At 31.9% G+C, this 25,399-nt stretch carries 25 protein-coding genes; 9 read left to right on the top strand and 16 right to left on the bottom strand.

The window, feature by feature from the left end:
* Positions 1–58 precede the first annotated feature (58 nt).
* The gene (locus Q0772_RS05245; RefSeq protein ID WP_298341094.1) at positions 59–1,060 is read left to right on the top strand and encodes an NAD(P)H-dependent glycerol-3-phosphate dehydrogenase; all 1,002 of its coding nucleotides are present in this window, start codon (positions 59–61) and stop codon (positions 1,058–1,060) included.
* A 118-nt stretch (positions 1,061–1,178) separates the two neighbouring features.
* Here the strand turns inward: Q0772_RS05245 and Q0772_RS05240 are convergent, their stop codons facing one another.
* Positions 1,179–1,574 (bottom strand): hypothetical protein, encoded by a 396-nt coding sequence (locus Q0772_RS05240; RefSeq protein WP_298341092.1) that lies wholly within the window; start codon positions 1,572–1,574, stop codon positions 1,179–1,181.
* Positions 1,575–1,602: 28 nt separating this feature from the next.
* On the opposite strand from Q0772_RS05240, the gene Q0772_RS05235 reads away from it, so the two are divergent.
* Positions 1,603–2,190: a hypothetical protein gene (locus tag Q0772_RS05235; RefSeq protein WP_298341090.1), complete on the top strand. Its 588-nt coding sequence runs from the start codon at positions 1,603–1,605 to the stop codon at positions 2,188–2,190.
* Here the strand turns inward: Q0772_RS05235 and pheS are convergent.
* Both pheS and Q0772_RS05225 read right to left on the bottom strand, forming a co-directional pair.
* Entirely contained in the window at positions 2,187–3,206 is a 1,020-nt protein-coding gene (gene pheS, locus Q0772_RS05230) for a phenylalanine--tRNA ligase subunit alpha (protein WP_298341088.1), read from the bottom strand. The genes Q0772_RS05235 and pheS overlap by 4 nt on opposite strands.
* 154 nt (positions 3,207–3,360) lie before the next feature.
* Positions 3,361–3,717, bottom strand: a complete 357-nt coding sequence (locus Q0772_RS05225) for a hypothetical protein (protein WP_298341086.1) — start codon at positions 3,715–3,717, stop codon at positions 3,361–3,363.
* A gap of 74 nt (positions 3,718–3,791) precedes the next feature.
* Here Q0772_RS05225 and Q0772_RS05220 point away from each other — a divergent pair, with 74 nt between their 5' ends.
* Positions 3,792–4,304: a CvpA family protein gene (locus Q0772_RS05220; protein ID WP_298341084.1), complete on the top strand. Its 513-nt coding sequence runs from the start codon at positions 3,792–3,794 to the stop codon at positions 4,302–4,304.
* On the opposite strand, the gene Q0772_RS05215 is transcribed toward Q0772_RS05220, so the two are convergent.
* Positions 4,301–5,227, bottom strand: coding sequence for a LysR family transcriptional regulator (locus Q0772_RS05215; protein ID WP_298341082.1), 927 nt, complete (start codon positions 5,225–5,227; stop codon positions 4,301–4,303). The two genes, Q0772_RS05220 and Q0772_RS05215, sit on opposite strands and share 4 nt — an antisense overlap.
* An 87-nt stretch (positions 5,228–5,314) precedes the next feature.
* Here Q0772_RS05215 and Q0772_RS05210 point away from each other — a divergent pair, with 87 nt between their 5' ends.
* Complete coding sequence (locus tag Q0772_RS05210) at positions 5,315–6,283, top strand: sodium-dependent bicarbonate transport family permease (RefSeq protein WP_298341080.1); 969 nt, start codon at positions 5,315–5,317, stop codon at positions 6,281–6,283.
* Positions 6,284–6,507: 224 nt separating this feature from the next.
* Here Q0772_RS05210 and can read toward each other — a convergent pair whose 3' ends face one another.
* The 11 genes from can to Q0772_RS05155 form a co-directional block, all read right to left on the bottom strand.
* Entirely contained in the window at positions 6,508–7,149 is a 642-nt protein-coding gene (gene can, locus Q0772_RS05205; protein ID WP_298341078.1) for a carbonate dehydratase, read from the bottom strand.
* Between the two features lie 245 nt (positions 7,150–7,394).
* Positions 7,395–8,999: a SulP family inorganic anion transporter gene (locus tag Q0772_RS05200; RefSeq protein ID WP_298341077.1), complete on the bottom strand. Its 1,605-nt coding sequence runs from the start codon at positions 8,997–8,999 to the stop codon at positions 7,395–7,397.
* Between the two features lie 66 nt (positions 9,000–9,065).
* The gene (locus tag Q0772_RS05195; RefSeq protein ID WP_298341075.1) at positions 9,066–9,377 is read right to left on the bottom strand and encodes a hypothetical protein; all 312 of its coding nucleotides are present in this window, start codon (positions 9,375–9,377) and stop codon (positions 9,066–9,068) included.
* A gap of 47 nt (positions 9,378–9,424) precedes the next feature.
* Positions 9,425–10,189, bottom strand: coding sequence for a tetratricopeptide repeat protein (locus tag Q0772_RS05190; RefSeq protein WP_298341073.1), 765 nt, complete (start codon positions 10,187–10,189; stop codon positions 9,425–9,427).
* 1 nt (position 10,190) lies between these two features.
* Positions 10,191–11,966 (bottom strand): BatD family protein, encoded by a 1,776-nt coding sequence (locus tag Q0772_RS05185; protein ID WP_298341070.1) that lies wholly within the window; start codon positions 11,964–11,966, stop codon positions 10,191–10,193.
* 34 nt (positions 11,967–12,000) lie between these two features.
* Entirely contained in the window at positions 12,001–12,867 is an 867-nt protein-coding gene (locus Q0772_RS05180; protein WP_298341068.1) for a tetratricopeptide repeat protein, read from the bottom strand.
* A 67-nt stretch (positions 12,868–12,934) separates the two neighbouring features.
* Entirely contained in the window at positions 12,935–13,972 is a 1,038-nt protein-coding gene (locus tag Q0772_RS05175) for a VWA domain-containing protein (RefSeq protein ID WP_298341064.1), read from the bottom strand.
* Between the two features lie 61 nt (positions 13,973–14,033).
* Entirely contained in the window at positions 14,034–15,038 is a 1,005-nt protein-coding gene (locus Q0772_RS05170; protein WP_298341062.1) for a VWA domain-containing protein, read from the bottom strand.
* Positions 15,038–16,708 (bottom strand): BatD family protein, encoded by a 1,671-nt coding sequence (locus Q0772_RS05165; RefSeq protein ID WP_298341060.1) that lies wholly within the window; start codon positions 16,706–16,708, stop codon positions 15,038–15,040. Before Q0772_RS05165 ends, Q0772_RS05170 begins: the two co-directional genes overlap by 1 nt.
* Positions 16,709–16,749: 41 nt before the next feature.
* Positions 16,750–17,613, bottom strand: a complete 864-nt coding sequence (locus Q0772_RS05160; protein ID WP_298341058.1) for a DUF58 domain-containing protein — start codon at positions 17,611–17,613, stop codon at positions 16,750–16,752.
* A gap of 95 nt (positions 17,614–17,708) precedes the next feature.
* Positions 17,709–18,710 (bottom strand): MoxR family ATPase, encoded by a 1,002-nt coding sequence (locus tag Q0772_RS05155; protein ID WP_298342418.1) that lies wholly within the window; start codon positions 18,708–18,710, stop codon positions 17,709–17,711.
* 251 nt (positions 18,711–18,961) lie between these two features.
* Here Q0772_RS05155 and Q0772_RS05150 point away from each other — a divergent pair, with 251 nt between their 5' ends.
* From Q0772_RS05150 to Q0772_RS05130, 5 genes are all read left to right on the top strand, one after another.
* Positions 18,962–19,714 (top strand): SDR family NAD(P)-dependent oxidoreductase, encoded by a 753-nt coding sequence (locus Q0772_RS05150; protein WP_298341056.1) that lies wholly within the window; start codon positions 18,962–18,964, stop codon positions 19,712–19,714.
* Positions 19,715–20,797 carry a hypothetical protein gene (locus Q0772_RS05145; RefSeq protein WP_298341054.1) on the top strand — a complete coding sequence of 361 codons (1,083 nt, stop codon included), beginning with the start codon at positions 19,715–19,717 and terminating at the stop codon, positions 20,795–20,797. It begins immediately after the preceding gene.
* A 30-nt stretch (positions 20,798–20,827) separates the two neighbouring features.
* Entirely contained in the window at positions 20,828–21,961 is a 1,134-nt protein-coding gene (locus tag Q0772_RS05140; RefSeq protein ID WP_298341052.1) for an ATP-binding protein, read from the top strand.
* Between the two features lie 207 nt (positions 21,962–22,168).
* The gene (locus Q0772_RS05135) at positions 22,169–23,104 is read left to right on the top strand and encodes a cadherin repeat domain-containing protein (RefSeq protein ID WP_298341050.1); all 936 of its coding nucleotides are present in this window, start codon (positions 22,169–22,171) and stop codon (positions 23,102–23,104) included.
* Positions 23,105–23,466: 362 nt separating this feature from the next.
* Positions 23,467–24,015 carry a hypothetical protein gene (locus tag Q0772_RS05130; protein WP_298341048.1) on the top strand — a complete coding sequence of 183 codons (549 nt, stop codon included), beginning with the start codon at positions 23,467–23,469 and terminating at the stop codon, positions 24,013–24,015.
* A 175-nt stretch (positions 24,016–24,190) separates the two neighbouring features.
* On the opposite strand, the gene Q0772_RS05125 is transcribed toward Q0772_RS05130, so the two are convergent.
* The gene (locus tag Q0772_RS05125; RefSeq protein WP_298341046.1) at positions 24,191–25,381 is read right to left on the bottom strand and encodes a DUF1501 domain-containing protein; all 1,191 of its coding nucleotides are present in this window, start codon (positions 25,379–25,381) and stop codon (positions 24,191–24,193) included.
* Positions 25,382–25,399 lie beyond the last annotated feature (18 nt).

The raw sequence follows: 25,399 nt of genomic DNA, 5'->3' as shown, positions 1-25,399 counted from the left end.
GCATAATTAGTAAGCATAATTTTGTGTATTTTTGGTGTATATAAACACACACTTTTATATGGGTAAGCCTTTAAAATACGCAGTTTTTGGTTCAGGAAGTTGGGCAACAGCTATTGTTAAAATGCTTTGTGAAAACTTAAATGAAGTAGGCTGGTATATGCGTAGTGTTTATATAAAAGAGCATCTAATAAGGGAGGAACATAATCCAAGTTATTTAAGTTCGGTTGAATTTAATATTGAGCAACTTAAATTAAGTAACGACATAAACGAAATGGCAAATTATGCCGATGTTTTAATCTTTGTAATTCCTTCAGCTTTTATTTATACCGAACTAGAAAAGCTCAATATAGATATTACCAATAAAACCATTGTTTCTGCTATTAAAGGTATAGTACCAGAAACAGGTTTACTAGTTGGCGAACATTTTAATGAGCACTACAAAGTTCCTTTTGAGAGTATTGCGGTTATTGCAGGCCCTTGTCATGCAGAAGAGGTAGCACTAGAGCGTTTGTCTTACTTAACTATCTCGTGTTGGGATGCTAAAAAAGCACAACAAATTGCCAATAGCTTGTCTAGCGATTACATAAAAACCAAAATTAGCGACGATGTTATAGGAATAGAATACGGCGTAATGCTAAAAAATATTTATGCCATTGCCGCAGGAATAGCACATGGTTTGGGGTATGGCGATAATTTTCAAAGTATTTTAATGAGCAACGCTATTAGAGAGATGAAGCGTTTTATAAAAAAGGTGCATAAAATGAAACGCAATATCAATAATTCAGCTTATTTAGGCGATTTATTGGTTACTGGTTACTCTACATTTTCAAGAAACCGCATGTTTGGTAACATGATTGGTAAAGGTTACACTGTAAAATCTGCACAAATGGAAATGAATATGGTGGCCGAAGGCTATTATGCCACAAAAAGCGCCTATTTTATAAATGAAAATAATGACAAAAAAGCTGAGACTCCTATAATTAATGCTGTTTATGAGATTCTATACAGTAACAAAAACCCAAAAAAGGTATTTAAAAAGTTAACAGATAAGTTAGATTAAAATAATTTGGGCGTTACCACAAGGGTCAGGCTATCCGTTACAAGTCCTCGCTAAAACCCTTTTGGGTTTTAGCTGTGGGCTTTCCACTACTATCCTTAACGCAACTACCTGCTAAAGTCTATTTCACCAAAACACCTTTCACATCCATTAAAGGCAAAGGTTGTAAAGCTTTTAAATTAATCGTATTTTTTCTAAACACATATGTTTTATCAAACATGGTATTCCCTTCAAAAAAAGACACTTTAAAAGTATTGTTAAGCGCAAACAATTCTTCTTGCATCAACTCAATTTTAGCATAACTTTTTTTAGGAAGCATATCTATTTTTTTTCTAAAAATAGAAGTAGTTTTCTTTTCTGAATAGCCGCTAGTAACAATAATTACCATCTCTAAATCAACTGCTTTATCGTTTATAATGTAAGCATTCCAATCTTGAGTTTTATAAATATCATTGTACTCGTTTACTACAGCAATGTAAACCTCTTCAACTTTAGGAATTTGGATATCTTTTTTCATTAAATTAAATTTAATCTATTTTTGGTAAATGAAAAACTCCAATTACCTCTTATTCGCTTTTCTTTTTTTATCCTTTGTTAGTAATGCTCAAGACAACGCTTTTGGAGCAAAACTAGGTTACGTAATAACCAACGCTTATTACCCCGATGGAAATCTTGTTTTATATACAGATGGTTCTGGAGGACAAGGTAATAATTCGTTTAGTTATAAGTCTGGATTTCAATTAGGGCTTTTCAAAGAGATTCCTTTAAAATCTACACCTGGTTATATCTATATAGCAGGACAATATGTAAACTATGGGTTTAATGATAATAATTTAACAGTAGATTTAAATTATATTGAACTCGATATAAACGGCGTTCAAAAATTTGGTAAATCAGATGAGTTTCTTGTCGGTTTCGGATTAAGTCCAGCTTATTTAATTTCCAACAGTAATGAAATAGAAATTGATAGTAAGTTTGATATTAGAGCAAATACAATAATTGGATTTAAATTATCTAACACCATGAAACTCTTTTTTCAAGGAAAAATAGGCTTTTTAAAACTCAACAGTGAATCAGAATTAAAAAGTTATTTGCTGAGTTTAAACACAGAAATTTCAATATTCAATAATTAAAGCGCAGACTTAAACTGCTCTAAAAATCTAACATCATTTTCACTTAATAAACGAATATCACCAATTTGATGCAGTAGCATCGCAATACGGTCTATACCCATACCAAAAGCAAAACCAGAATACTCTTTGGAATCTATACCACAATTTTCTAGTACGTTAGGATCTACCATACCACAGCCCATAATTTCTAGCCAGCCTGTGCCCTTAGTAATGCGATAATCTATTTCTGTTTCTAAGCCCCAATACACATCAACCTCAGCACTAGGTTCTGTAAACGGAAAGTATGATGGACGTAAACGTATTTTACTTTTCCCAAACATTTCTTTTGTAAAATGTTGTAGCGTTTGTTTTAAATCTGCAAAACTTACATCTTTATCAATATACAAACCTTCTACTTGATGGAAAAAACAATGCGAACGTGCCGATATAGCTTCGTTTCTATAAACGCGCCCCGGAGAGATAGTTCTAATTGGTGGTTTATTGTTTTCCATATAACGCACTTGCACAGAACTGGTGTGCGTACGCAATAAAATATCTGGATTAGTTTGAATAAAAAAGGTATCCTGCATATCGCGCGCAGGGTGATATTCTGGTAAATTTAAAGCTGTAAAGTTATGCCAGTCATCTTCAATTTCAGGACCTTCACTTACATTAAATCCAACACGAGAAAAGATATCTATAATCTGATTTTTAACTATAGAGATAGGATGTCGTGCCCCAATTTCAATAGGCTTTCCTGGACGAGACAAATCACCATAAACCCCTTTTACTTCCTCCTTGCTTTCAAGCTCATCCTTTAATGCATTTACCTTTTCTTCAGCTGTTTTTTTGAGCTTGTTTATAGTTTGCCCAAATTCCTTTTTCTGATCGTTTGCTACATTTTTAAACTCTGCAAAAAACTCGTTTAACAGTCCTTTTTTACCTAAGTATTTTATACGAAATGCTTCTACCTCTTCTTTAGATTGGGCTTTGAATGCTTCTGCTTCTGCTATGAGTTGGTTTATCTTATCTATCATGACATTCTAAAATGAAGGCAAATTTACTATTTTTTTATATGAATTGCGTTAGGGATTAAGGCTTTGTTGAAGCTCTTTTTGTGTTGTTGCACCTATGCAACACAAAAAAGCGACTGCCGAAAGCCTGACCCTTTAGGGTAACGCCCAAATTATTTTAATTGATATACTCGGTTTCTATAAAGTAATTTACAATAGCCTCCTTCATTAAAACACTTTGTTCGCCTGCCTTAAGATGTGGTAAGGTTTCCAAGGTTTTATAATGTGGCCACCCATCTTCATCTACAAAATCTAACTCATAGTAGCCGTAAGGCGCAAGGAGTTTACATATGGCAATGTGCATGAGGTCTAGCTTTTGGTCTTTTTTAAAGGCTCTATCTAACTGCCCGAGTTCTTGTACGCCAATTAAATAAATAATGGCATCAAGATCCAACGGGTCGCCATCGGCAAATTGATTGGATAGTTTTTCTACTACTAGTTCCCAGCGTTCTTTTAATTGTTCGTCTCTTGCCATAATAATTTCAAAGCAACAAAGTTAATAAACCTAAGTGTTAGTATTATTTTATATTTGTTTAAAATCTAATAATTATGGGGGTTATTGATATTGTTTTAGGGGCATTAATTTTATTTGGACTGGTTCGTGGGTTTATGAAAGGGCTTTTTGTTGAAGTAGCATCTTTAATAGCCTTAATAGCAGGAGTTTATGGCGCCATACATTTTAGTAATTTTGCTGCCGAATTTTTGCAAACCAAAACCGAATGGAATGAAAAAACTATTAATATTACTGCCTTTGCTATAACGTTTATAGTTATAGTTATTGCTATTGGGCTTGCAGGTAAAGCCTTAACTAAATTAGCTGATTTTGCAGCTTTAGGTATTATAAATAAATTGGCTGGTGGAGTTTTTGGTGCTTTAAAAATTGCTTTGATTCTGAGTGTTGTACTAAATATTTTTGACAGATTTAATAACACAATAACCCTTTTAGACGAAGACACGAAACAAGACGCTGCTCTTTACGAACCCGTAAAATCTTTAGTGCCCATGATTTTTCCGAATTTATTACAACCCAAAAAAGATTCTAAAGAAGACACTACAGCTTAATAAGCTTCCATCCATTCAAAGAATTCTTTATATACATTATCTTTTTCTTGCCTTACATAATCTAAAAATGCCAAAGCTACTGGTGATAAATTTTTCTTTTTAAGCCAAATAAGTTTCCATGTAGATTTTAATGGTAAATCTTTTACTGGAATAATTTTGAGTTCATTTTGTAAAAGCTCATTCTTAATACTTAATAACGATACGATAGACATTCCAATATCTGCAACCACTGCTTGTATTATGGCTTCATTAGTAGTTAATTCTAACTTTATTTTTGGTTTAATGGCTTCTTCTGCAAAAAACTGTTGCATGGTAAAACGTGTACCTGAACCTTCCTCCCTATATATTAAAGGAATTCTACTAAATATAGATTTGTCTTCAACCTTTTTAATATCTAGATCATGGCTTGATGCAGCTACAAGGTGTAGCTTGTTAATCATTAAAGGCTCTTCCTCAAGCTCTAAATGCTGGGGACTAACTGTTACTAATGAAAAATCAACCTCGTTTTGCTCCAAATCTTTAATCACATTCGTTTTGTTTGATACGTCTAAAACCAAATCAATCTGCGGATGCTGTTTTAAAAAACCTCTCAAAAAATAAGGCATCACATAGTTTCCTGTTGAAACTACTGATATTCTTAGCTTACCAGATAACAAGCCTTTAAAAGCCTCAGTCCTATATTCTATGGTGCCTACTTGATTTAAAATAGATTCTGCTATTTCATAAATTTCCATCCCAAAATTGGTAACATATAGTTGCCTGCCTAACACTTCTGTAAGTGGGATATCAAACTGATCTTGAAAATTTTTAAGTTGTATAGATGCAGCTGGTTGGGTCATGTTCAACTCCTCTGCGGCTTTAGTAATACTCTTATTTTGAACAATAACAGTAAAAACTCTTAGTTGGTGTAATGTAAAATTCATAAATAATGCTTATGCTTTGAATAACAAATTTAAATAAAAATATATGGATATGCTAGTGTAAATTTGCCCAGATTTAAAACTAACCTTATGAATATTGATGTACTTATTAGCAATTTAACTAACCCCGTACTTTTGTTTTTCTTACTTGGTATTATTGCAACATGCTTAAAAAGTGATTTGAAAATTCCTGAAAACTCCTCTAAATTTATTTCACTTTATTTGCTTTTTGCCATTGGATTTAAAGGCGGACAAGAACTATCCCACAGTGAATTTAGCTCAGAAATTTTATACTCAATCATTTTTGCTGTGTTACTTTCTAGTATTGTACCCATTTATACCTTCTTTGCTCTAAAGAAAAAAGTTGGTGTACCAAACGCAGGAGCCATAGCTGCTGCATACGGTTCGGTAAGTGCAGTAACCTTTGTAACTGCAGTCTCCTTTTTAGAAAATCAAGGTATTAGCTTTGGTGGCCACATGGTAGCAATTATGGCTATTATGGAATCTCCAGCTATTATTGTTGGTGTAATTTTAATTATGCTATATGATGCAAATAAAAAATCTAGTGAAAAGAAATCAATAGGCGCTTTAATAAAACATTCACTCACCGGCGGAAGTATATTAATGCTTATAGGTAGTTTAGTTATTGGGTTAGTTGCAGATGCTACTCAGGCAAGAGGTATCGAGCCTTTTACAACAGATATTTTTAAAGGCTTTTTATCATTATTCTTATTAGAAATGGGTATGGTAACCGCAAAACGTATTAAAGGATTTAAACAATATGGTTTGTTTCTATTCGCCTTCGGGATTATTATACCTTTAATTAATGGTTTAATTGTAGCTTACTTAAGTGGCTTTATAACTGAAAGCGATGGTAACAGGTTACTATTTGCCATACTAGGTGCAGGAGCTTCTTACATTGCAGTTCCCGCTACCATGAAACTCGCAGAACCTAGAGCCGATGCAGGTATTTACATCCCCATGGCTTTAGGTATTACCTTCCCTTTTAATATTACTTTAGGTTTACCCATTTATTATGCCTTTATACAAATGACATAAATTGAAAAAGAAAATTGAATCAAAAAAGCCATCAAAAGTTTTATATTTTGATGGCTTTTTAATTAATATGTAATAAAATTTTTGTTTTGGGCGTTACCCAAAGGGTCGGGCTTTTCACTATATCTTTTTTGCAGAAAAAGCAAAAAAGGATGCCGTTTCAATCCCTAACGCAATACCAAATAAAATTCAACTCTATATTCTTATAAAGTAATTTTTGCAAGCTCTTAATCTAAATCTAAAGTAAAAATATCATCTAAATGTTGTGCACTATCCATTGATACTTTTAAATCGTGAATAATGCCATCTTTTAAGTCATAAACCCAACCATGTACCTCTAAGCCTCTATCATCTTTCCATGCTTGCTGTACTATAGATGTTTTAGCTAAATCATAAACTTGAGCCTTTACATTTAACTCTACAAGTCTATCAAAACGCTCTTTATCATCGTCTATTTTTTTAAGCTCTGTTTTATTGTCTTTATATACCTCTTTAATATTTCTTACCCATTTGTTAATCAACCCAAGAGATTTATTTTGCATTGCTGCGCCAACTCCACCACAACCATAGTGTCCGCACACAATAACATGTTTAACGCCTAAATGATTTACTGCATAGTCTAATACACTTAGCATATTCATATCTGTATGTACTACCATGTTTGCTATGTTTCTGTGTACAAATAACTCCCCTGGATGCGTACCAGTAATCTCATTAGCTGGCACTCTACTATCTGCACAGCCTATCCATAATACGGGTGGTTTTTGACCTTTAGACAAATCTTCAAAATAATTTTTGTCTTTTTTGGTCATATCCTTTACCCACTCCTTATTATTTGCTAATAATTGATTGTAATATGTATTTTTCATCTTTAAATTTTAAGTTAATTAATATGCTTTTTATACATGCCATACATGCATTAAAGTTATCAAAAATTTGTTCTTGTAAACCAACAAGAGTATATAATTATTCTTTAGTCAGATAACAAATCAAGCCTTCCATCTTAAGCAATCTTTACTAGTGAAAGTCATGGTACCACCAGAAGCAACTCTCTTAATATTAGAAAAAATATTTTTCATTTATAATATCAACTAAATTAAATTTGTTTTCTAAGTTAATTTAAACTCATTTTCGATTTTGGTCTAAGGTCAAAAAACTCTATAAAACTTTTTGGGTTTTCAATAACGCCTCGTTTAGAAATTAATTTAATATCAATATTTCTTTCTTTAGCTTTTAAAGCAAAATCTTCTAAAATTTCAATAATATCATAGTCTAAATATCTGGTATTTATTAAATCTATTTCTAGATATGAATCTGAAGGAATGTTATCTAATTCCTTTAGAATGGCTCCTTTGTTGAAGAACGTTACTTCTTCAGCTAGGGTCATCTTTATTTTTCCATCATCGACATCTTCACCTTCTTTATGCAAAAAATGAGAGTTTTGGAAGCTTTTTAGTAAAACAACAAAAATACCAACTGCTAGTCCTAAGCCAATACCCCATAGTAAGTCTACAAGAACTATCCCAATTATAGTAACTATAAATGGCACCCACTGTTTCCATCCTAAGCTAAACATCTTTTTAAATGTTGACGGTTTAGCAAGTTTAAAACCTACTATAAATAGTACTGCTGCTAAAACAGAAAGCGGTATCATATTTAATAATTTAGGGATAACAATAACAGAAATTAGTAACAAAAAGCCGTGTATAATGGCAGACATTTTTGTTCTTCCTCCAGATTGTATATTCGCCGAGCTTCTAACAATTACCTGAGTTATTGGCAGTCCTCCAATCAAACCCGATAAGATGTTTCCTGTTCCCTGAGCCAATAATTCTCTGTTTGTTGGCGTTACGTTTTTGTGTGGATCTAACTTATCTGTAGCTTCAACACAAAGCAATGTTTCTAGTGATGCTACTAGTGCTATTGTAAACCCAGTTATCCAAACATCTGTTCTACCAATTGCAGCAAAGTTTGGAAACCTAAACTGTCCTAAAAAACCATTAAAATCTTCTGGAACAGGAACCGATACTAAATGGTCTCCAGTAATGTTGAATGAAGTATCTTTAGTAAACACATAAAATAAAATACCAACAGCTACCGCCACTAAAGGGCCTTGTACTAATTGGAAGAATTTACCTTTACTAGATAAAACATTAGACCACAAAATGAGAATTGCCATAGCAATTATGGCAACAGTTGTAGCACCAACACTTACATTGCCACTTATTAATGCATTGATAGCTTTTAAAAGTTCAGTTAAAGTGTTTTCACCATCCACTTGAAGAAATGCAAAATCCCCTTGTGGGTCTTTATCCATACCAAAAAAGTGAGGTATTTGTTTTAAAATGATAATGATTCCAATACCTGTTAGCATTCCTTTAATTACGGATGACGGAAAGTAATAACCAATTATACCAGCTCTTAAAAAGCCAAATATTAATTGGATAATTCCACCTAAAACTACGGCTACCAAAAAGTTTTCATAGCCATCTAAAGCTGTAATTGCAACAAGAACAATAGCAGCTAACCCTGCGGCAGGTCCACTAACGCCAATTTTTGATCCACTTAAACCACCTACAACAATTCCGCCTATAATACCTGCAATAAGACCTGAAAATAAAGGCGCCCCACTTGCTAGAGCAATTCCCAAACATAATGGTAACGCTACAAAAAATACAACAATACTTGCTGGAAGATCATTTTTTAAATACTTGAACATAAAACAATAAATTTAAAACCATAGCTAAAACACTATTGATTTTATTGATAAAAAAGTTTGAGTTTATTAAATAATTGTAAAAACTATTTTTGGTGGCGGAAAAGAAAGTTCTATATGAGGTTTATTGTATGTTCTAGAGTAGTAATGTAAGCTTAATTCCTCAAGATCTTTTCCATTTATTTTTAGTGAAGTATTCACCAAAGTGAATATAAATTCTTTATCTATATTTTTCTCTTGGGTATTATCCTTTTCTTCTTCAGAATTATTATAAAATATTGAAACATCAACAGAATCATCTAATGCAATAATAACTGTAGGCATTACTACAACTAATATAAAGATTGATGATAATATTAAAGCTAATACGTTTTTAAACATTCCTGTTTTTTCTTAGAAAGTAAGAAATAAATATAAACATATTTTTTTTAGCTTTTAAACTCTTTTAACATTTTTATGTCTACAGAAGAAATCCAACCTACCTTTCCATCAGAAAGCTCAATTTTTTTCCAATCGTTATAAGTTTCAATAACTTGAACTTTTGTGCCTTCGTGCAATCTAAAAGACTCTTCACTTCTATTGTTAGGATTACTTCTCACCTTACTCTCTTGGGCGAAAATAATAGCAGGATTATCTTTTTTATCTAAGTTGAACTTATGAAAAGCAAACAAAAGTGCAATAAAGGCAACTACTAAAGATGTAATACTAACTATAAAACTTAAACGCTTGCTAAAAGTAGAATACGCAAAATAGTACACCAGAAATAACACTACAAAACAAAAAACAAATGTTACGGCTGTTTTTGCCCAAGTATCAAAAGAAAATTTATGAGTTGTATCACTCAACAATTTAGAGAATCCAGCATCTGGTACAACATCTATAGCATCAATAGTCATGTTTCTGGCAAAAGCGATGTTGTTTTTTATTTCAGAATCATTAGGGTTGAGTAACAAAGCTTTTTCATAATAATAAATACTTGGCGCAATATTATTGAGTTTGTAGTGCGCGTTAGCCATATTAAAATATAAATTAGCAGAATGCTTACCAGAATCAAGGATAGTTTGATAACTATCAATAGCTTCAGCATATTTACCATCATTATATAAGCTATTTGCCTTTTCAAACAACGCTTCGTTTTGTGCAAAAAGCCCTAAACTAAAAAACAACGATAGTATGTAAAATCTCCATTTCATTTTAACGTGCTTGTTTATCAATTAAAGAAATTGTTTTTGCGGCTTTTTCATAATCTTCTTGCATCGTTACTATATCAATAGGTGTATAACGAGCTAATTCACAACTTTCTAAAATACTTTCAAAATCCTTAATTACATTACCCTCAACACCTTTTTCAATGAGTAGTGTATTAATTTTATCCTTACTTAAATCGCTCGTTTCAATATGTAACTTAGCTTTTAAATAATTGTGCAATGCTTTTTCTAGAGCTATGTAAAACGTTTCTTTTTTTCCTAAGGACTTTTTAGCATTTCCCAGATACTTTCGGGCTAACTTATTTGCTTTTCTAATTTTGTTACCATAAACATCTGCATCTCGTGTTGCTTTTTTATTACGAATAAAAATAGCCAATGGAATCGCTAAAAAAGGTAATAGTAAAAGACTCCAAAACAATCTAGTTTTAAAAAAATAGTTTGGTTCTAATGCTGAAAAATTTGTTTTTGTTTTAATAAACGCAAATTGATCGCTATTTAAAACTACAGCTTGCTTATTTGGATTAGAATCTGAATTATTTTCTGTTGACGCTGAATTATTTGAAGGCCCATTTAAAACATTTATTACAATTTCATTAGAAGACAGTCTTTTATAACTTTCTGTTTTTAAGTCAAAATAAGAAAACGAAATACTCGGGATAGGATATTTTCCTTTAAACTGAGGAACAACAGTGTAAGTATCAGAAATATCACCTCGCATACCTGACAAATTAGTTCTCACATTTTCTTTATGCTCCGGCTCATAAACTTCCAAAGAACTTGGTAATGATATTTTAGGCAATTTAAAAAGTTTTAAATTTCCATCACCTTTCACTCTAACTTTTAACTGAAGGGATTCATTAGCATCAAGTTCAGTTTTTGAAGATGAAACATCAAGTGAAAAACTTCCCACGGCTCCTGTAAAATCGATAGGTTTTCCTATCTCTGGTAAAGCCTTTACATTAATTGTTTTATTTCCAGCAGAAACCGTTTTATTAACTCTAGTCATTAATAAACTTCCAAAAATATCGCGCCTCTTGGAAGGTACCCGCATAGATATATCTAAGGTTAATGGTTCTATATTTAGCTTGCCTGTTTTTTGAGGATATAATACCGTTTTTCTTAGTACTAAATAACGATAATCTTCTCCTCTAAAAGTTCCATTTTGAACTTTTTGACCCTGTGTGTTTATATTCTGACTCCAAAAATCATTATATCTAGGTGTATCAATTTCGTTCCAATTATCTACCGCAATTGATGGTGAAACATATAATTTATATACTACTGTTATAGCTTCATTAAGGTATGGGTTCGTTTTTGAAACCTCAGCTACCAAATGGATTTTCTGAGATGCAAGATAATTTGGATCATTAGGATCTTTAGGGATATCAACTGCAGCAGTAACTTGTATTTTTACGGGTGTTGTTTTATAAGTTTCTCCATCAATGTTAATTGTAGCTTGAGAAATTGTAAAATTCCCTCGTTTTTTTGGTGCTAAAAAATACGTGTAGGTTTTTTTAAAAGAACGTTTACCATTTATCCACGAATTACTTACTGATTGATTTGGTCCGCCAACTACAGTAAATCCAGCAAAACTAGGCGGGTTAAAATTATCTCCATCTTGATTCATGACAAAATCAACACGCAAACGTTCATTTACCCCAAGCTTATTTTTGCTCACTCTAGCATCAAACTTTACTTGTCCTGAAGCAAAACTTGTTACAAGTAAGAATAATATAATGGATATGTGTTTTTTTAAATACATGTTTTAGGTTCGTCTTCTAAATTCAATCTTCAAATTACCAATCTTTTTCAGTTTTTACTTTTACGCCTTTTTGTTTTTCAGCATTCATTTTTTCTTGAACTTTTTGCTCTTGATTATTCATAGCTTCTAACAAATTTTTTATTTGCTGAGGAGACAATTGACCAGGTTGAGGCTTAGGTTTTTCTTGCTCTTTTTTCTTGTCTTCATCACCTTTTCCTTTGTCCTTTTCTTCATCTTTAGGTTTTCCTTCTTCATCTTCTTTATCCTCGCCATCCTTTTTATCTTGATCGCCTTCGTCCTGATTATCTTTTTTATCCTCTTTGTCTTCGCCCTCTTTATTTTCGTCTTTATTGTTTTCTTTATTGTCTTGGTTCTCTTTGTTCTCGTCTTGTTTTTCTTGGTCGTCGTTTTTATCGTCTTTATTTTTATCGTCCTCCTTTTCTTGTTGCTTTGCACATGCTTTGGCTACCGCTAAATTATACCGCGTTTCATCATCAGCAGGATTATTTCTTAATGCATTTTTATAAACTTCAACAGCTTCTTTACATTTTTTATTTTGCATTAAAATATTTCCAATATTATGAAATGCTTTATGCTTTTCTGCTTTTGAACTGGCCGTTTCTGTTGCTTGTTCAAGACGATAAAGCGATTCGTCTAAATGGCCACTTTTAAAATAAGTTGTTCCTAGATTATATGCTCCGGCAACTGTAGTTGATTGTTCTGAAATAGCTTTTCTGTATTCCATTTCTGCAGATACAAAATCCTCATCTTTAACTAACTCATTGCCTTCGTATACAAAGTTATTAGCTTTTCTTGCAGCTAATAATTGTGCTTTGTTTTCTTCTTGAGAGAAAGAAAAAAGCGAAGTAAGAACTAGTGTAATAGCTACTAAAATTTTCATTTTTTTATTTCTAAATTATAAAACCCTTTGTTTATGGTTCGTTAAAAAATTTATAAAAGTTTAAACTTTATAGGTTTTCATTAAATAAATTTAACTTTTTTAACCATGCTGTTTTTCTTTCTAAAAGAAAAATATCAATGAGTAAAAAGAAGATACCAAATCCTAAAAACCATTGAAATTGATCTTTAAAATCTGCAAACTCTTTAGCTTCAAACTCGGTTTTATCCATGGCATTTAAAATCTCACGAATATTGGCAACCACATCTTTTGTGCTTTTTCCATTAATGTAAGCACCATTAGCCTCTGATGCTATATTTTGAAGCGTCTCTTCATTTAACTTTGTTATAACGGTTTCACCTTGATTATCTTTTTTATAGTTTAAAACAATACCATTGCGTTTCACAGGAATTGGACCTCCTTTTATATCGCCAACTCCAATTGTGAAAATTCTAATACCTTCCTCACTAGCTTCTTCAGCAACCAGTGCAGCCTGTTCACTGTGATCTTCACCATCTGATATTATAATAAGTACGCGGTTGGTTTGCTCTTCATCATCAAAATATGTTTTGGCTAATTTGATAGCTTCATTTATTGCTGTGCCCTGTGAGGACAACATATCGGTATTCATACTTTGTAAGAACATTTTTGCCGATGCATAATCTGTAGTAATTGGTAATTGCGGAAAAGCTTTTCCTGCGTAAGCAATAATCCCAACACGATCACTAGCTAAATTATTGATGATTTGAGTAACTAACTGTTTCGATTTTTCTAAACGGTTAGGCGCAATATCCTCAGCCAGCATACTTTTAGAAACATCAACAGCAAAAACAATATCTACACCTTCACGTTTAACAGTTTCAAGTTTTGTACCAATTTTTGGGTTAACCAAAGCTATAGCTAAACAGAAGAAAGCTAAACACAGAACAATAACTTTTAAAACCGATTTAAATAGTGATCGATTTGGACTCAATCGTTTCAAAAGTGGGGCATCTGCAAACTTTTTCTGTATTCTGTATCTCCAAAACTGAAGTAAAGAGAAAAGTAAGATTATTAACGGAATAACCCCTAATACCCAAAACCATATTTTTTCTTCTAATTGATACATTAATATTAATTTGTTTTTTACAGATTTACTCCTTTTAAACCAACAAGTTCTTATCTATTAATTAAACAAAACTCCTGAATACGGTATATCGTAATAGTAATTCTATAAGCAATAAAAGGCCTGCTAGAATAACTAATGGACGATACTTTTCTTCGTAATTATAATATTTAAATTCTTCTATTTCTGTTTTCTCAAGCTTATTGATTTCTTCATAAATCTCTTCAAGCTTCTTATTATTTGTGGCTCTAAAATACTTACCACCTGTAACTTCTGCTATCTCCTTTAATAAATCTTCATCTATTTCTACTTGAATTCTTCCATATTGAAAATTTCCATTTGGTAATATAGCAACTGGTGATAATGCCATACCGTTTGTTCCTAAACCAATTGTATAGGTTTTTATACCATATTCAACAGCTAACTCACTTGCAATTTTAGGGTCTATAAAACCTGAATTATTGACACCATCCGTTAAAAGAATGATTACTTTACTTGACGCTTTACTATCTTTTAATCTATTTACTGAAGTAGCTAAACCCATACCTATAGCCGTTCCACCTTCAATAATTGTGTTATATCTAATACTTTTAAGTGACCGAAGTACAATAGCCTTATCGCTTGTAATTGGAGTTTTTGTATAGCTTTCTCCTGCATATTCTACAAGGCCAATTCGGTCATTTGGTCTTCCTTTAATAAATTCTGATGCTACTTTTTTTAATGCTTCAAGTCTATTTGGTGATAAATCTTTAGCCAACATACTTGCTGAAACATCAATTGCCATAACAATATCAATCCCTCGGGTTGTTTTTGTTTTAGTAGATACATCTACAGATTGAGGTCTTGCTAATGCCATAATAAGTAGCGCTAAAGCGAGTAGTCTTAACACAAACAAAACAGGTCTTAATTTTGGCAACCATGACTTAGTGACTTTAAAGCCTTTTAGACTTGATATTTTAAGTTCTGCAGTTTGCTTTTTATTCTTAAAAAAGTACCAAAGTATAGCCAAAGGAAGTGCTAACAACAACCAGAAAAATTCTTTATTCACAAATTCAATCCCTTCAAACATTATTCTTCTGCTGGTTTTAGTTCAACTGAATTTAAAATACGTTCTACCATTTGGTCTGCATAAATATCATCTTGTCTCCATGTAATAATTATTTGTTGCATCACTTTATTTTCAGCGGTAAAACTTAATGAGGTATACTTACCATTGATGAAGTTTTCTGTATTTTCTATTGGGTATTCTAAGGATCCAAACGTTTTTATTCCTTCAGCTCCGTTTGGTGTTACAAATTTTTCGTTTTTTGTAATTATATTTCTACCTCCATTATTTTCAATTACCTTAAGATTCCCTTCTATAGCTTTACCAATATCTAAACTATCTAATTTTTGAGCTAAAACAGTAGTTGAAATAACTATTGTTAGTTTGTTTTTTTGCTCAAAAGAAAACGTAGTAATATCCATTTTACCCTTTAACTCTTCGGGTAAAGGTACAGCTGTTCTTTTTAAAACTTCTGGTGTTGAAATAGTCACTGGAGGAAATCCGTATTCACTTGTTACCCAATTGCCTTCTAAAAGTTCTTTACTATCATGACCAATAATAGTATCTTTCACATAATCAAAACCATACTTGACTGAAAGTCCTGTAAGTGTTGCTAGGAGTAAGAAGATGCTAATTCCAACCGTTAACCAAATCTTTTTTCGTTTCTTTTTTCGCTCTTGCTCTTCTCTATATTTTTCGTCTAGAAGTTTTTCTTCTTCGGTAGGTTCAGGTAATGCTTCTTTAACGTGGTCTATCTCAATATCAATAGTATTTCTGTCAATTTTAGCTAACTCTACATCTGGAGCAGATTTAGCAAATTTCACTAAATCAGCACGTTTTAAAATACTTTCTAAGTTCTTGATATCTTCATTACTCAAATCAACTTGGTTACCTTCTTTAAGTAAATTTAATCTTGTAATCAATTCATCAGTGGTGCTTTCCAAGGCATGATCATATACTTTTTCGTCTAGGTATTTTCTAATAATAAATGTTAGCTCAGAATAGTAATCTTTTAAATTTTCATTTTCAAGATATGGTCTTTCATCTAACTTTTGTAAAGCCAATTTTGCTCTATCATAGGGTGGCAACAAAGCAATTTCTTCTTCTTCAGTTAAAGGTTTTTTTCGCCAAATAAACCAGTATAATAAAAAAGCAACCGCAGCAATAATCAATAATGTAAGTAATAGGTATTTCCACCAATCGCTTCCTTTTTTATCAACTGCAATAATGGGTTTAATATCGTAAAGGCCTTGAGTAGTATCAACAACTACATTATTAACCTCAACCTTCAAAGAATCCGTAAAAAACGTTTTATCTCCAATTATAATTTTTTGTCTTGGAATGGTATACGACCCAGAATCGAATTGAGTTAATCCGTATTTTTTAATCAAGCTATATTTATCACTTTTAGATGTCTTCTTTAGCGTATCAATATCATAAGACTCTATCATTTCTAGAGGTGAAAAGGTTTGTCCCTCTGGAAAAACAACTAAATCTGTGGTGTCAACTTCAACTTGAATATGATAGGTGATTTGTTCTCCAATTTTTATTGAAGTTGAATCGATAGTAGATGAAACTTGAGAATAAGATAAAATAGAAAATAGAATAAAGAATAAAGTGATTGAAGCTTGAAGCCTGAAGCTAGAAGTCTTCTTAATCATCCAATTAAATTCAATATCAATTTTATTTTTCATATTTATCTTCATGCTTCTAACTTCGCACTTCGTAGTCATTATCATCTTCTTTTAAAATACCCCAGAAGCTTTTTTACATAGCTTTCGTCTACACGACAATCAATAGCACCTGCTCCAGATTTTGTGAAGCTTTCTTTATAGTAATCTACTTTTTGATTGTAGAATTTCGTATAGTTAGTACGTACTTTTTTTGATGTGGTATTTACTAACATTAATTCCCCCGTTTCTTCATCTAACATTTGAACCATTCCTAAGTTAGGAATAGCTTCTTCGTGTTTATCGTAAACCCTTATTCCGGTAACATCATGCTTTCCGGATACAATTTTCATGGTTTGATGATAATCATCTGCAATAAAATCCGATAACACAAAAACAATAGCCTTCTTTTTCATGACATTTTGCATGAATTTTAAGGCTTCAGCTAAATTAGTTTGCCTGCTTTCCGGCTCAAATTCTATTAACTCGCGAATAATACGAAGTACATGGGAACGCCCTTTTTTTGGCGGAATATATAACTCAACTTGATCTGAAAATAAAATCAGTCCTATTTTATCATTATTCTGAGTTGCAGAAAACGCTAATGTTGCTGCAATTTCAGTTACTACTTCATTTTTAAACTGCTGCTCTGTACCAAACAATTCAGAACCCGAAACATCTACCATAAGCATCATGGTAAGTTCACGTTCTTCTTCAAAAACTTTTACAAAAGGTTCGTTGTAACGGGCAGTAACATTCCAATCAATATTCCTAACATCATCTCCAAACTGGTATTGACGTACTTCACTAAAGGTCATACCACGCCCTTTGAAGGTAGAATGATATTCTCCCCCAAAAATATGATCAGACAATCGCCTTGTCTTAATCTCTATTTTACGTACTTTTTTTAGTAATTCTTTAGTATCCATTTTACGTTTTGTCATTGCGCACTTAATGCGGAATCTATCAAATTAAATTTCTGACTAATCTTAATGAGATTCCTGCCTTCGCAGGAATGACAATCCTAAGGGACTTCTATTTCGTTTACTATTTTGTTGATGATGTCCATTGAAGTTACATTTTCGGCTTCGGCTTCGTAAGTAATGCCAATTCTATGGCGTAATACATCGTAAACTACAGCACGAACATCCTCAGGAATTACATAACCACGACGCTTAATAAATGCATAGCATTTTGCTGCCGTTGCTAAATTTATACTTCCACGAGGCGAGGCTCCAAAAGAAATTAATGGTTTTAATGCAGGAAGTCTATATTTATCTGGATATCGTGTTGCAAATATGATATCTAGAATATATTTCTCAATTTTTTCATCCATATAAACATCACGAACAGCCTCTTGCGCTTTAAGTATCTGAGATATAGAAACCACAGGGTTTACTTTATCCCAAGCACCTTTCATGTTGGCTCTCATAATCAATTGCTCTTCGTCAATTTTTGGATAATCAATAACTGTTTTTAGCATAAAACGGTCAACCTGCGCTTCTGGCAACGGGTATGTTCCTTCTTGCTCCACAGGGTTTTGAGTTGCCATTACCAAAAATGGTTTATCTAAAATAAACGTTTCATCGCCAATAGTTACTTGCTTCTCCTGCATAGCTTCAAGTAAAGCAGATTGTACTTTTGCAGGTGCTCTGTTTATCTCATCTGCCAAAACAAAATTTGCAAATATGGGCCCTTTTTTTATTGAAAAATCATTGACTTTCATATTATAAATCAATGTCCCTGTAACATCTGCAGGCAATAAATCTGGCGTAAACTGTATTCTACTAAAACTACCATCAACAGCTTGAGCTAGTGTGTTTATAGCTAAAGTTTTTGCTAAACCAGGAACACCCTCTAACAGAATATGCCCTTGACCAAGTAAGCCAATTAATAAGCGCTCCACCATATGCTTTTGCCCTACAATAACTTTGTTCATTTCAAGCATTAGCAAATCAATAAAAGCGCTTTCCTTTTCAATTTTCTCATTAATTGATTTAATATCAATTGTACCTGTTTCTTCCATCATTTTTTATTTTATTAAAAGCTCGAATATAACGCTCTAATTTGAGCATTGCAAAATGTTAAAAAAATTATTGTAAAGGTGTTAAAAAATGGTTAAAAATATTAGGTAACATCAATGTTAATGGTATTTAACAAATAATTATTATAAGTTTATCTTAATTCCTCAATTCTGTGTTTCGTTTATATTTTTAAAAGCAGGAATTTATCTATTGACTTTTCAGTATTTTTAAACAGTAATAAATTTAAAACTAGATGAAGAAAACTGCATTAATTACAGGTGCTACGAGTGGCATTGGAGAAGCAACGGCCTACGAATTTGCAAAACAAGGCATTAATTTAGTACTCTGCGGACGACGACTACAACGCTTAAAAACCATACAAAAAGCTTTGGAGCGTTTAACCGATGTACACATTTTAAATTTTGATGTTCGTGATAAGGCTGAAGCTATAAAAGCCATAGAAACTCTCCCCAAAGATTTTAAACAAATCGATATTCTAATAAATAATGCTGGAAATGCTCATGGCTTAGACCCTATTCAAACAGGAAGTATTGACGATTGGGATGCTATGATGGATATAAACGTGAAAGGTTTACTTTATGTAAGTAAGGCAGTTATTCCTCAAATGACTGAGCGTAAATCTGGCCATATTATAAACATTGGTTCTTCGGCAGGAAAAGAAGTTTACCCTAAAGGCAACGTGTATTGTGCTAGTAAACATGCCGTTTTAGCCATAACAGAAGGTATGCGTATTGATTTAAACCCTTTTGGTATTAAAGTAGGAGCAATAAGTCCTGGTTTAGTAGAAACTGAGTTTTCAAAAGTGCGTTTTAAAAATGGTAAAGAAGCAGATTCCGTTTATAAAGGTTTTAAAGCTTTACAAGCCAAAGATGTGGCAGAAGTAATTTATTTTGCAGTTTCTAGACCACCTCATGTTAATATAGCCGATGTTTTAATGTTTTGCACTGCTCAAGCAAATAGTATAACGGTAAAAAAGGAGTTATAGATGGCGACAAATATTACTTATTTATTGGGAGCTGGAGCGAGCTATAATGCGTTACCAGTTGTTGAAGGGATTTCCAACTCCCTTGCGGGTTTTGCAAATGAATTTGATCCTGGAAAACGAGAGCATATTGATACTAAATATGAATATAATAATCCTATAAAAAAACACTTATCAAAAAATATTAATGATTTTGAAAAAGCCAAAAATTTTCATGCAGATATTATCTGGTTAAAAAATGAAACTGAAAACCATACAAGTATAGATACCTTTGCAAAAAAGCTCTATTTGCAAGACAAGGAGACAGACTTAAAAAAATTAAAGTACATATTATCTTGTTTCTTTATTTATGAACAAACTTTCAAATTTGATAAAAGATATGACAGTTTTTTTGCATCTGTCTTAGATAGTCTATCTGAAATACCAACTAATTTAAAAATTTTATCATGGAATTATGATTCGCAGTTAGAAATAGCTTTCAGTAACTTCTCTAATCAAACTATTGAAAAAAGCAGAGAAGTTCTAAATATTTTTTCAAAAGGAAATCAGATTGATTCTTCTAAAACAAATCTAAATAATACATTTAATGTATTTAAAGTTAATGGTACAACATCTATAAGAGATAAGGAAAATAAAAACTATGATTTGATTCTGGATTATAGTGTTGACAAAGTTAAACTTGTTTCAAGCTTTTTAGAGATTTATAGTAATAGAACATTATTTTCAACGCATGAACCAAATATGTCTTTTTCATGGGAAAATTTCAATGAAAATCAAAAATTTTATAGTGATTTGCGGAAATCCATTGAAAACACAGATATACTTATTGTTGTTGGGTATTCATTTCCTTTTTTTAATAGAAAAATTGATGAGTTTATTTTACATTCAATGGATAATCTGAAAAAAATTTATGTACAAGACCCTTATAATGCTGATGACATTATTTCGAAAATAAAGGAAATGGTTCCTTGGAGAGAAAGTTTCTATCATATTGGAAAAGATGGATTAAATGCTACAACCAAAGACACAATTAAATTTATCCCGATAATCTTTGATAAACAGTTCTTCATTCCAATAGAATTTTAAACTAGATTCCCGCTTTCGCGGGAAATTACTATGATTAATAAACGCTTACTTATAAAACACCTTCTAGCTCACAACGATGAGAACAGTTTTTATGACAAAAAGCGAAAAGTTGATATTAGCCATAAGGAAGGAAAAGCTAAGTTCTTAAAACATATTTGTGCCTTATCTAATAGTAACCCTAAAAACAATTCTTATATCGTAATTGGTGTAGAAGATGAAGATAACAATATTATTGGGGTTGATTTTTTTGACGATAGCAAAATTCAAAATCTCATTAATGCCTATTTATCTCATCCACCCATTGTGCAATATGAAAATATTCCATTTCCTCATTTGCCAGAAGATAAAGTTGTGGGGTTAGTAACTATTCGCCCAACTGGAAAAATTACATCGCTAAGAAAAAACATCTGGAAATATTATGGCGGCTCTGTGTTTTTTAGAGATGGTAGCATGAGCATGCCTAAGGTTTTTGATATTGAGATTAAAGACGTAAACTCTAATATAGTTGAAGCCATTGAAAAACATGCTCAAAACAATATTGAGCACACTTTAAACGGTGTTTTCGATTTTATGAATTTCAGGAAAGACTTTAATCCGCAGTACAAAGTTTTTAAGGAATATTTTGTGGTATGTTGGGCGGGACAGAAAAAAGAAGTGAAACATGAAACGTTTTTTTCTCGGGTGGATATTGAACTTATAAATGAGCAAGTCCGTTTGTTTTTTTCGGCTTTAGATGAAGTTTCTATTGCTATAAATGATGATAGTTTTAAAATTATTGAATATGTTAATCTTGGATTTCAAAACTCCAATAAGTATTATCAATTAGAAGAAACCATCATTAAGTTTGAAGACAACGCCCATTATAATATTGAAACCAAACTATTATTTGAGCCCCCTCAGTTTAACAAAAAAGATCTTCATCATATTTACAATACCAATAATGCCATTTTGGATAAATTGAAAAAAGGGTTGACTTTAAGCCCAAGAGAAACATTAGATTTAAAAAATTTACCAGCTACTTATTTAATTTGTTATTTAAATGCATTTGATAAAGCTTTAGATAAACTTAATGATGCTAAACCTTACTTAAAAGCATTTAGTAAAGACGTTTATCTTTCATATAAAGAAACACTCCGTATTTTAAGAAAAGTAAAATACAATTAATTTTAAGTACAAAGTCAATATTCACTCTTAATCATAAACACTTATTAATTATTATTTCTTTGATTCAAAGTAATATCATATTCAATCTATAGCAAATTAAACGATGTTACATATTTAACATCTTTTGTTACATATATGGTATTGTGTACTACAGTAGTAATATACTTTGCAAGCTATTAATAATCGAATCTTTAAATCAAAGAAATCATGAAAACAATCAAATTATTTACAATTTTACTATTTACATTTATTTTAGCCTGTAGTAAAAGTGATGATTCAAGTAATAACAAGGGAATCAATGCACAAAATTTAGTAACCACTATTGATGAAAACCCAGTTAATGGAGATGTTATAGGTACTTTACAAGCTGTTGGAGATGGTACTTTAAGTTTCGCTATTGCCTCTCAAACTGTTGCAGGTGCTTTAAACATCAATCCTAGTACGGGAGTAATTAGTGTTGCTGACGCTTCATTATTTGATTTTGAAACCAATCCAATTATATCAGCTAACATTTCTATTATAGACGCTTCTAACTCTGCAACAGCTACAGCAACTTTTAATCTTAATGACATAGATGATATTGAAAGCTTTTTATCTACTTCAAAATCGGCATATTCCTCAGCCAACGATGGAGATTGGGTAATAATTACCGAAGTAGAATATAATAATTTGGCTAATAGTTTAAATGATATAAACAAATCTGCAATGACAGATTTAGACTATAGCGCAACACCTTCAAGCGGAACACTTTCAGAAGCAACCATAGCAAATAATGATGGTGTAACAATACCTAATGGGAGCTATATATTTGCTGTTAAATATAAAATGCTTAGTGAGTCTTCTGGAGCAACTATAAAAATTAAACAGTCTAGTACAAATATTTCAGATGAGTATTTAGATTTAGGAAACACTTTAAATTCAACAACTATCGGTGATAATTTTTTAGTTCTTAAAGGTAGTAATATGCCAACAACTTCAACAGGGTATTTAGCTATTTACGAAAGCGGTGGACAATTAGGTTTTTTAAATGTAATTGGGAAAAATATTTGGGTCTTCAATGGAGACGCTAATAATTTGGCTATCAATCAAGGAGATTCAACAGTATTTTATCAAGGCTTAAGTACCACCCAAAAACAATGGTAAATAAATTAACAAATGTTAATAGATTTAACCTTAAGTTAACATTGGAATTTTGAAAACATAGAATAATTCCTATCTTTGCACCGCTATTAATCTTTTTAATTAAACCTTGTGCCCCAAATCGTCAAGATTGGATTCAAGGTTTTTTTTATGTCTTTTTTTTTCTGTTTTTAGGAATTAACATGTTTTGCTAGTGCTATAAATTTAGCCTTGTTTCCAAAAACCTATAAGCTTTTTATAGTTGTTATTCTTTGGGTAAGCACCGCTTGAATTTGTCAGAAAAAAATGATAAATTCGTTTAACAATCGATAAAGTTCATTGAAACGGAACTTTATCTTTGCATTGTACACAATAACCCACGAAAAATGACATTGGATAAATTATTAACCGAATTTTATATCAAAAACGGAATTCCAAAAGATGGAGGAATTGACGATGAAACCTTTGAATTTAAAGTGTTTGGGTTAAAATTAAATTTACCTAATCCAAAATTCAGAAGAGAAGCATTACATATTCACGACATTCAACATATTTTGAATAATTGTGATACTTCTTGGAAAGGAGAAGGATTTATAGCTGGTTGGGAAATTTCTACGGGAATTTGGAAACATTTTCAATTAGGTTTTTTGAGTTTATGGGCTATGGGTTACAGTTTCTGGATTTACCCGAAATCTGTTTTTAATGGATATAAAAAAGGAATTAATGAAATTGGAATAATCGACTTGAAAATCAGCAAGTCTAACTTTATGAAAATGGAATATTCCGAACTTGTTAAAATCACAAAAAAGGAAAAAATTACGGAAATGAATGCTCTACAGTTCATTAAATTTCTATTTTGGATAATGACAAGTCAAATCATTTTTCTTTTTCCACTTATTGCTATCGGAATTGGATTGACATTTATATTGAAATAAAAATACTGTGTACAACAACGTTAAACGAAACTTCCAAAAATTCAACAAAGTATATTTAAAAAACTTAGCTAGCAAATATGCCCGCGTTAGGGATTGAACGGCATGTTGGAGCTCCCGACCTAAGGAGGAGCGACTAGTGAAAGCCCTACCCCTTGCGGGTAACGCCCAAGTTATTTTAAATAAAATTGAGTTGACTAAAGGATTTGTTCAATACTTTTTTGTCGTCTACCTCTAGCCATTTGTCTAAAACGGTGGCATATATGGCTCTAAAATCTATTTCGAATTTTAAATCACCATTATCGTCTAAATCGCCAAGGTTTGGCATGTTATTGTAAAGCCCTTGTGTTTTTAAATTTTCGCCTATTATAAAAACATTATTAGCTGTACCATGATCTGTGCCTACACTAGCATTTTGATTTACACGACGCCCAAACTCAGAAAATGTTAAAATTAAAGTGTCTTTAAATGTGTTATTCGCTTTTAAATCTTCTACAAAAGCTTCCACACTTTCTGCGTAGGTTTGTAATAGTTTTTTTTGTGCGCCTTTTTGGTTTACGTGCGTATCAAAACCATCCAGTGAGGTATAAAACACCTTGGTATCTAAATGAGAATTTATAAATTGTGCTGTAGTTTTCATTTGCTTACCAAACTTAGTGTTTGGGTATTCTTTTTTACTAACTACGGTTCTGGTGGTTTCGTAAATATATTTTGCAGACGACTCTGCTGCTATCATAGATTTATACAAATACCCCAAATTATGCTCGCTTAAATGCTCGTCTGCCAAGTGCTTATTTATATTTTTTAAATAAGGCCCTTTTGATAAGTTGTACATGGTTTTTGCATCTTTTGTTGCTATAGCATTCATGCTTTCGCCTTTCATAGCTAGCGACAAACTATCATCTATCTCAATAGCACTATGAGATTGTTTGCCATAATTATCTAAATAACGCCCTATCCACCCACTTTGTGAATATTGATTAGAATCTGAGGCCGTTTGCCAAATGTCCATTGATCTAAAATGCGAGCGAATAGGGTTTGGATATCCCACATTATTGATTATGGATACGTAACCTTTATCGTAAAGGCGTTTTAATGGTGCTAAATTGATATTTAAACCTACATTATCATTTAATTTTATAATCTCGTTTTGCGATAACCCCAGATTTGGACGCGCTTTATAATACAAATCGTTTCTATAAGGTACAACGGTATTTAAACCATCATTACCGCCAGAGAGTTGAATAATTACTAAGCGTTTATAACCTAACTTACTACTTGCTACTTCCTCAAAGGCTCTAACAAAACTAGGCACAAAAAATAGGCTACTTGCTAGAGAGGATTGTTTTAAAAATTTTCTTCTGTCCATAACTAAATAATTTTCTAA

It is taken from the genome of uncultured Algibacter sp. (assembly GCF_947490405.1).
Taxonomy (GTDB): Bacteria; Bacteroidota; Bacteroidia; order Flavobacteriales; family Flavobacteriaceae; genus Algibacter_B.
The sequence above is the reverse complement of the archived record's forward strand: the minus strand, read 5'-3'. Positions and strand labels throughout refer to the sequence as shown.

What these genes read in the sequence shown, in the direction of transcription:
- Q0772_RS05175 (WP_298341064.1), bottom strand. Translation starts at nt 13,972, where the DNA reads ATGTATCAATTAGAAGAAAAAATATGGTTTTGGGTATTAGGGGTTATT.
- Q0772_RS05130 (WP_298341048.1), top strand. Translation starts at nt 23,467, where the DNA reads ATGACATTGGATAAATTATTAACCGAATTTTATATCAAAAACGGAATT.
- Q0772_RS05210 (WP_298341080.1), top strand. Translation starts at nt 5,315, where the DNA reads ATGAATATTGATGTACTTATTAGCAATTTAACTAACCCCGTACTTTTG.
- Q0772_RS05155 (WP_298342418.1), bottom strand. Translation starts at nt 18,710, where the DNA reads ATGGAAGAAACAGGTACAATTGATATTAAATCAATTAATGAGAAAATT.
- Q0772_RS05195 (WP_298341075.1), bottom strand. Translation starts at nt 9,377, where the DNA reads ATGTTTAAAAACGTATTAGCTTTAATATTATCATCAATCTTTATATTA.
- Q0772_RS05160 (WP_298341058.1), bottom strand. Translation starts at nt 17,613, where the DNA reads ATGGATACTAAAGAATTACTAAAAAAAGTACGTAAAATAGAGATTAAG.
- pheS (WP_298341088.1), bottom strand. Translation starts at nt 3,206, where the DNA reads ATGATAGATAAGATAAACCAACTCATAGCAGAAGCAGAAGCATTCAAA.
- Q0772_RS05165 (WP_298341060.1), bottom strand. Translation starts at nt 16,708, where the DNA reads ATGAAAAATAAAATTGATATTGAATTTAATTGGATGATTAAGAAGACT.
- Q0772_RS05220 (WP_298341084.1), top strand. Translation starts at nt 3,792, where the DNA reads ATGGGGGTTATTGATATTGTTTTAGGGGCATTAATTTTATTTGGACTG.
- Q0772_RS05245 (WP_298341094.1), top strand. Translation starts at nt 59, where the DNA reads ATGGGTAAGCCTTTAAAATACGCAGTTTTTGGTTCAGGAAGTTGGGCA.
- Q0772_RS05170 (WP_298341062.1), bottom strand. Translation starts at nt 15,038, where the DNA reads ATGTTTGAAGGGATTGAATTTGTGAATAAAGAATTTTTCTGGTTGTTG.
- Q0772_RS05235 (WP_298341090.1), top strand. Translation starts at nt 1,603, where the DNA reads ATGAAAAACTCCAATTACCTCTTATTCGCTTTTCTTTTTTTATCCTTT.
- Q0772_RS05190 (WP_298341073.1), bottom strand. Translation starts at nt 10,189, where the DNA reads ATGAAATGGAGATTTTACATACTATCGTTGTTTTTTAGTTTAGGGCTT.
- Q0772_RS05200 (WP_298341077.1), bottom strand. Translation starts at nt 8,999, where the DNA reads ATGTTCAAGTATTTAAAAAATGATCTTCCAGCAAGTATTGTTGTATTT.
- can (WP_298341078.1), bottom strand. Translation starts at nt 7,149, where the DNA reads ATGAAAAATACATATTACAATCAATTATTAGCAAATAATAAGGAGTGG.
- Q0772_RS05145 (WP_298341054.1), top strand. Translation starts at nt 19,715, where the DNA reads ATGGCGACAAATATTACTTATTTATTGGGAGCTGGAGCGAGCTATAAT.
- Q0772_RS05150 (WP_298341056.1), top strand. Translation starts at nt 18,962, where the DNA reads ATGAAGAAAACTGCATTAATTACAGGTGCTACGAGTGGCATTGGAGAA.
- Q0772_RS05225 (WP_298341086.1), bottom strand. Translation starts at nt 3,717, where the DNA reads ATGGCAAGAGACGAACAATTAAAAGAACGCTGGGAACTAGTAGTAGAA.
- Q0772_RS05180 (WP_298341068.1), bottom strand. Translation starts at nt 12,867, where the DNA reads ATGAAAATTTTAGTAGCTATTACACTAGTTCTTACTTCGCTTTTTTCT.
- Q0772_RS05125 (WP_298341046.1), bottom strand. Translation starts at nt 25,381, where the DNA reads ATGGACAGAAGAAAATTTTTAAAACAATCCTCTCTAGCAAGTAGCCTA.
- Q0772_RS05185 (WP_298341070.1), bottom strand. Translation starts at nt 11,966, where the DNA reads ATGTATTTAAAAAAACACATATCCATTATATTATTCTTACTTGTAACA.
- Q0772_RS05135 (WP_298341050.1), top strand. Translation starts at nt 22,169, where the DNA reads ATGAAAACAATCAAATTATTTACAATTTTACTATTTACATTTATTTTA.
- Q0772_RS05140 (WP_298341052.1), top strand. Translation starts at nt 20,828, where the DNA reads ATGATTAATAAACGCTTACTTATAAAACACCTTCTAGCTCACAACGAT.
- Q0772_RS05215 (WP_298341082.1), bottom strand. Translation starts at nt 5,227, where the DNA reads ATGAATTTTACATTACACCAACTAAGAGTTTTTACTGTTATTGTTCAA.
- Q0772_RS05240 (WP_298341092.1), bottom strand. Translation starts at nt 1,574, where the DNA reads ATGAAAAAAGATATCCAAATTCCTAAAGTTGAAGAGGTTTACATTGCT.